This is a genomic window from Gemmata sp. (assembly GCF_051859125.1).
GTDB lineage: Bacteria > Planctomycetota > Planctomycetia > Gemmatales > Gemmataceae > Gemmata.
This window is the reverse complement of record NZ_JBHYGG010000105.1, coordinates 1-6,132: the sequence shown is the minus strand read 5'-3', so window position 1 is coordinate 6,132 and position 6,132 is coordinate 1. Positions and strand designations below refer to the sequence as shown.

Here is a 6,132-nt window from a genome sequence, read left to right as displayed (position 1 = left end):
GGGGGGGCGCCCCAAACCACAATGTGGGCACTCGGGGGTGGGGGCCGCCCGCCGGGGGCGCCCCGCCAGCCACCTCCTGCGTATCCTCGCACGATTCCGGTAGAGCATCCGGGACTCAGGGTGTGCGGCGTGCGCTCGTCGCGTTCCTCGCCGTCTGGCTGGTCGCGAAGGTCGCGTTCGTGCAGTGCGTCGTGGCGGCCCGCGGGGAGAAGCGGAACGCCGAGCCGATCGGCGTCGAACTCCGCGAGCGCGTCCCGGCCGGCGAACCGCTGCACCTGTTCCGGCTCAAGGACGAGGGCGTGATGTTCTACTACGCCCGGCCCGCGGTGCGGCTGCGCGACCCGCGCGACCTGCCCGCCGGCGCGTTCGCCGTCCTGATCCGCCAGGAGTGGGACGACCGGGCTGCGTTCGGTCACCTCCAGCTCGTATACTGGATGCACGATCAGCAGGGCGACCCGCTGATCGTTGTCCGCGCCCCGTCAGCGGGACCACAATGACCGCCGCGCAGAAGCTCAAGCCCGAGCCGCTCACCGTGTCGGCCCTCACCGCACAACTGCGGGGGCTGATCGAGGGGCGGTTCGCGTCGGTGTGGGTCGCCGGCGAGGTGTCGAACTTCACCCGGGCCGCGTCCGGGCACTGGTACTTCACGCTGAAAGACGCCGGCGCGCAACTCAAGGCCGTGATGTTCCGCGGGTTCAACCTGCGGATGAAGTTCGACCCCCGGGACGGCACCGAGGTCATCGCCCGCGGCCGGCTCAGCGTCTACGACCCCCGCGGCGACTACCAGCTCATCGTCGAGGAGATCCAGCCGAAGGGGATCGGGGCGGCCGAACTCGCGCTGCGGCAGCTCAAAGAGAAGCTCCTCGCCAAGGGGTACTTCGACCCGCGGCGGAAGCGGCCGCTCCCGCGGTTCCCCCGGCGCGTCGGGCTCATCGCGAGCCTCAGCGGCGCGGCGATCCGCGACATGGTCGAGCTGTTCGCGCAGCGCTGGCCGCTCACGGAGCTGGTGATCCGCCCGAGCCGCGTGCAGGGCGACGGCGCGGCCGCCGAGGTCGCCGCCGCGGTGCGGATGCTCAACCACTTCCACACGACGCGCGAGCTCCCGCTGCACGCCATCGTCATCGGCCGCGGCGGCGGCAGCACCGAGGACCTGTGGGCGTTCAACGAGGAGGTCGTCGCCGACGCGGTGTTCAACTCGGTCGTGCCGGTCGTGTCCGCGGTCGGCCACGAGATCGACGTGACCGTGTGCGACCTCGTCGCCGACTTCCGGGCCGAGACGCCGTCGGCGGCGGTCGTGGCGCTGACCCCCGACCGCCGCGAGATGGCCGCCGGCCTGCTCGAGCTCCGCACCCGGCTCTACGAGACGGTCGACCGCCGCCTCGAACTGGCCCGGCAGCGGGTCGAACAACTCGCGGCGCGCCCGGCGCTGCGCCGCCCGCTCCAGCGGGTCCGCGACCTGGAGCAGCGGCTCGACACCGTCGCCGAGCGCATGGAGCGGGCCGCGACCGCCCGCGTGGGCCAGACCGCAACCCAACTCGCGGCGCTGGCGTCCCGGCTCGAATCACTTAGCCCCTTGAACGTCCTGACCCGCGGGTATAGCCTGACCCACACGCCCGATGGTAAACTGGTGCGTGACGCCGCCGCGGTGAGGCCCGGCGACGTGCTCGTCACCCGCGTCGCGGCCGGGCGGGTCGTGAGCCGGGTCGAGTCGGTCGAAGGTTCGTAGTCGGACCGCCACAAGTCAACGAGGGGCACGGAGGCCGCCCACCCGCCACCCCCGTCGATTGCATTGACCGCCACCCAGCGCGCACCGCGAGGGCACCGCCGTGGAACGACCTCAACCGCCGCAACCCGACCACGAAGCCGAACTGGCGATCTTGCGAGAATCGATCGAGGACATGAAGGCGGGGCGCGTTCGCCCCGCTCGCGAGGTGCTGAAGGAGATTGCGATTCGGAACAACCTTCCCCTCGAACCGGGGGAGTAGCGATGGCGCTGTTCGCGGTCGGAAGTGACCGTGCCACTGACCTCCCCCCTGGTGGGGGAGGTCGCTTCGAGTCTTCGAGGAGCGGGTGGGGGGAAGCGAGAACGCGCGTCGTGCGTTCCCCCCCCCACCCGGCTCGCAGAGCCTCGCCACCCTCCCCCACCAAGGGGGAGGGCAAGAACGGTCGACGGTTACGCTTCCACACGATCCGGTGCGAGCCGCGTTCTCCGACCTGTGACCCGCACGAGAGTGCCGATGCCCGCGACCACCGAGTCCCCGCCGCCGCGGTTCGAGCAGGCGCTCGCCGAACTCGACACCATCCTCCGCGAACTGGAGGACGGCACCACGAGCCTTGAGGACGCCCTCGCCCGGTACGAGCGCGGCGTCGGGCTGCTCCGCCAGTGCTACGCCCAGCTCCGCGACGCCGAGCAGAAGGTCAAGGTGCTCGCCGGGCTCACCGACGACGGCGGGGCCGACCTGAAGCCGTTCGACCACGTCGCCAGCATCGAGACCGCCAAGGCCGCCGTCCGAAAAAGCCCGAAACCGCCCCGCGACACGGGAATACCAGAGTGACTTCGGGGATCAACATTCACTGTCGATGGCGAGACATGGCACCGGCCCGCGACTATAAATCGACAACTCGCGACCCGGGGGCGTGCCGTGCCCGCTGACCCGTGGTCCGAGTTGACCGCGCGGCAGGCGCGGATCGAGGCCGCGCTGCGGGCGCACCTTACCGCCCTCGCGGCCGACGCGCCGGGGCCGGTCCGCGACGCGATGGCGTACAGCCTGCTCGCGGCCGGCAAGCGGCTCCGCCCGCTGCTCACGGTGCTGGCCTGCGAGGCGGCCGGCGGGACCGAGGAGCGGGCGCTGCCCGGGGCCGTCGCCATCGAGATGGTCCACACGTACTCGCTGGTCCACGACGACCTGCCGGCGATGGACGACGACGACCTGCGGCGCGGCGTGCCGACGTGCCACAAGAAGTTCGGCGAGGCGCTCGCGATCCTCGCCGGCGACGCGCTCCTGACGATGGCGTTCGAGGTCGCCGCCCGGGTTAACGGGCCGCGGACCGCTGCGGTTAGTTGTCTGACGATCGCGGAGGGGGCCGGGGCGGTCGGGATGGTCGGCGGGCAGACCCTCGACCTCATCGCCGACGGGCGAATTGCCTGGGCGAGCGGGGGACGCGAGTCCCCCGGTGGTTCGGACCTCGCCCGGCTCGAAGACCTGCACGCCCGCAAGACGGGCGCGCTGTTCCGGGCCTCGCTGCGGCTCGGCGTGTTCGCCGCGCAGGCCGAGCGGCACGAGGGGGCCGACCCGAAGACGCTCGCGGCCGCCGACCGGTACGCCGCCGCGTTCGGGCTGCTGTTCCAGGTGACGGACGATCTGTTGGACGTCGAGAGCACGGCCGACAAGGCCGGGAAGCGGGTGGGCAAAGACGCCGCCCGCGGCAAGCTGACCTATCCCGGGCTCCTTGGAGTTGAGGAGTCGCGACGGAGGGCGGCGGAACTGGGCAAGCAGGCGACCGCGGCGGCCGACGAACTCGGCTCCCCGCTCCTCGCCGAACTCGCCCGGTACGTGGTAACCAGGGAACGGTGAACTGGGGGTTGTCGGTCAGTTGTTGCGAGTTGGGCGGAGGGGCGAGCGGCCCCGGCACCACCCACTCCCAGCAGCCACCCGCCACTCTCCGAGGGGAACGACATGACGAAGCTCCTGCCCCAGATCAAGTCCCCGGCCGACCTGCAAACGCTCTCGGACGAGCAGTTGCAGAACCTCACCCAGGAGATCCGCGACGAGCTGGTCCGGGTGATGACCGCCCGCCCGGCGCACTTCGCGAGCAACCTCGGCGTCGTCGAGCTGTGCCTCGCCCTGCACCTCACCTACGACTTCTCGAAGGACCGGCTGATCTGGGACACCGGGCACCAGGTGTACCCGCACAAGCTCGTCACCGGCCGGTACGACCGGTTCCACACGATCCGCACCCGCGGCGGGCTCATGGGGTTCCCGCACCCCGGCGAGTCGCCCTACGACCTGTTCATGACCGGCCACGCCGGGTGCAGCGTCTCCACCGCGTCGGGCCTCAAGGCCGGCGACGACCTCCTCGGCGAGACCGGCCGCCAGTCGGTCGCGGTCATCGGCGACGGCGCGCTGCCCAGCGGCATCGTGTTCGAGGCGCTCAACAACATCGGCGGCATGGGCCAGGACGTCCTGGTCATCCTCAACGACAACAAGATGTCGATCTGCCCCCGCACCGGCGGGCTCGCGAACTACCTCGACAACTGCCGCATGACCGGGCTGTACCAGGGCGGCAAGCGGCGCGTCAACCAGGTGCTCAACGCGATCCCGGTGTTCGGCAGCATGGCGCAGGCCGCGCTCGAGCAGTGCCGCGACGGGCTCAAGGCGTTCTTCAAGGACGGGATGCTGTTCGAGGAACTCGGGTTCCGGTACTTCGGGCCGATCGACGGGCACGACCTGCCCGGCATGCGGCGGATGCTCGCGAACCTCAAGACGCAGAAGGGGCCGCTGCTCCTGCACGTCTTCACGAACAAGGGCCACGGCGTCGCGCAGGCCGCGGAAGACCCGGTCACCTACCACACCCCGCCGGTGTTCGAAGAGGTCGGCCCGAACCGGCACGTGGTGTCGTTCCGCAAGGGCGGCGCGAAGGGGTACACCGACGCGATCAGCTTCGCGCTCCACGAGGAGATGCAGAACGACCCGAAGGTCGCCGTGATGACCGCGGCCATGTGCCAGGGGAACAAGCTGGAGAAGGTCCGCGAGGACTTCCCGGACCGGTTCTTCGACGTCGGCATCTGCGAGAGCCACGCGGTCGCGTTCGCCGCGGGCATGGCGAAGGCCGGCATGAAGCCGGTGGTGGACATCTACAGCACGTTCCTCCAGCGGAGCTTCGACCAGATCTTCCAGGAGGTGTGCCTGCAGAACCTGCCGGTGGTGTTCGCGATGGACCGCGCCGGCCTCACCGGCCCCGACGGCCCGACGCACCACGGCGTGTTCGACGTGCCGTACATGCGGCTGTTCCCGAACATGGTGAGCATGGCCCCCGGCGACGAGAACGACGTCGCCCCGATGCTGCACTACGCCCTGAACCAGCCGTCGCCGATCTCGATCCGCTACCCGAAGACGAACCTGGAGAAGGTCGAGCGCACCGACCCGGTCACGCCGATCGAACTGGGCAAGGCCGAGGTGATCTCGACGGGCGACGACGGGTGCTTCGTCGCGTTCGGCACGCTGCTCTCGACGTGCGTGGCCGCCGCGAAGAAGCTCAAGGCCGAGGGGCTCAACGTCGGCGTCATCAACGCCCGGTTCGTGAAGCCGCTCGACAAGGAGACGATCCTGAAGGCCGTCGAGACGCTGCCGGTTGTGGTGACGGTCGAAGAGGGCACCATCGAGGGCGGGTTCGGCTCGGCGGTGCTCGAAGCCGCGAACGCCGCCGGCCTCGACACGCGGAACGTGGTCCGCTGCGGCCTGCCGGACCGGTTCGTCGAGCACGGCGAGCGCACCGAACTCCTCGCCGAGTGCGGCCTCAGCGCCGACAAACTCGCCGACTTGGTGCGCTCGCGTCGCGCTGCGGAGACGCAGGTGGCGTGAAAACCGAAGAGTTTGATCCGCAGATTTCGCAGATGGACACAGATTTCAAGGCACGGGTCGTAGGGCCGGCTGTGCCGGCCTCCTCAAGAGCGGCCGGCGCAGCCGGCCCTACGACTTTCTGTACAGGGGGAGCAGGATGCATCCTCGCCGGCATCTCTCCGTTCGCGAAGCGATCGAATTACTGGTGCTCGTGCTCTGCGTGCCCATCGTCATCGTTGCGATCTGGTTGGCCACCGCCAGGCCAGGCATCGGCGATGTGGATGTGGCCAAGAGTAAGATCAAGAACGGCATGACCAAGGACCAGGTGCGTTCGGTGTTGGGTGCCCCTCACCAGGATGGGGGAACGTGGCTCTATTGGAACACGAGACTTGGTGACAGTATTCTTCGGGTACACTTCGGAGATGACCATTGCGTCATCTCTACCGACTGCTGGGCGAATTGAAGGTGGCCGAAACACACCCGGTCCGCATCGTCGCTGGTGTTGAAGAAGCGTGGTGCCCCTCACCCGCGACTCGAAGACTCGTCGCGACCTCTCCCCGTAGGAACGGGG

General features: G+C 69.7%; 6 protein-coding genes. All 6 read left to right on the top strand.

The annotated features are described in order from the left end of the window. Nucleotides 1-122: 122 nt before the first annotated feature. The 6 genes from ACTIGN_RS11260 (at nt 123) to bamE (ending at nt 6,024) form a co-directional block, all read left to right on the top strand. The gene (locus ACTIGN_RS11260; RefSeq protein WP_439623820.1) at nt 123-497 is read left to right on the top strand and encodes a hypothetical protein; all 375 of its coding nucleotides are present in this window, start codon (nt 123-125) and stop codon (nt 495-497) included. Beyond that, entirely contained in the window at nt 494-1,726 is a 1,233-nt protein-coding gene (gene xseA / locus ACTIGN_RS11255) for an exodeoxyribonuclease VII large subunit (protein WP_439623818.1), read from the top strand. The genes ACTIGN_RS11260 and xseA overlap by 4 nt, the downstream gene beginning before the upstream one ends. Nucleotides 1,727-2,237: 511 nt before the next feature. Further along, nucleotides 2,238-2,555, top strand: coding sequence for an exodeoxyribonuclease VII small subunit (locus ACTIGN_RS11250; RefSeq protein ID WP_439623816.1), 318 nt, complete (start codon nt 2,238-2,240; stop codon nt 2,553-2,555). 87 nt (nt 2,556-2,642) lie between these two features. Next, nucleotides 2,643-3,575, top strand: coding sequence for a polyprenyl synthetase family protein (locus tag ACTIGN_RS11245; RefSeq protein WP_439623814.1), 933 nt, complete (start codon nt 2,643-2,645; stop codon nt 3,573-3,575). A gap of 102 nt (nt 3,576-3,677) precedes the next feature. Next, the gene (gene dxs, locus ACTIGN_RS11240) at nt 3,678-5,582 is read left to right on the top strand and encodes a 1-deoxy-D-xylulose-5-phosphate synthase (RefSeq protein ID WP_439623812.1); all 1,905 of its coding nucleotides are present in this window, start codon (nt 3,678-3,680) and stop codon (nt 5,580-5,582) included. Nucleotides 5,583-5,718: 136 nt separating this feature from the next. Then, nucleotides 5,719-6,024 (top strand): outer membrane protein assembly factor BamE domain-containing protein, encoded by a 306-nt coding sequence (gene bamE, locus ACTIGN_RS11235; RefSeq protein WP_439623810.1) that lies wholly within the window; start codon nt 5,719-5,721, stop codon nt 6,022-6,024. The last annotated feature ends 108 nt before the right edge of the window (nt 6,025-6,132 follow it).

Bases quoted from the DNA above. Each gene is read 5' to 3' on its own strand.
- xseA (WP_439623818.1), top strand. From the start codon at position 494: ATGACCGCCGCGCAGAAGCTCAAGCCCGAGCCGCTCACCGTGTCGGCC.
- ACTIGN_RS11250 (WP_439623816.1), top strand. From the start codon at position 2,238: ATGCCCGCGACCACCGAGTCCCCGCCGCCGCGGTTCGAGCAGGCGCTC.
- dxs (WP_439623812.1), top strand. From the start codon at position 3,678: ATGACGAAGCTCCTGCCCCAGATCAAGTCCCCGGCCGACCTGCAAACG.
- bamE (WP_439623810.1), top strand. From the start codon at position 5,719: ATGCATCCTCGCCGGCATCTCTCCGTTCGCGAAGCGATCGAATTACTG.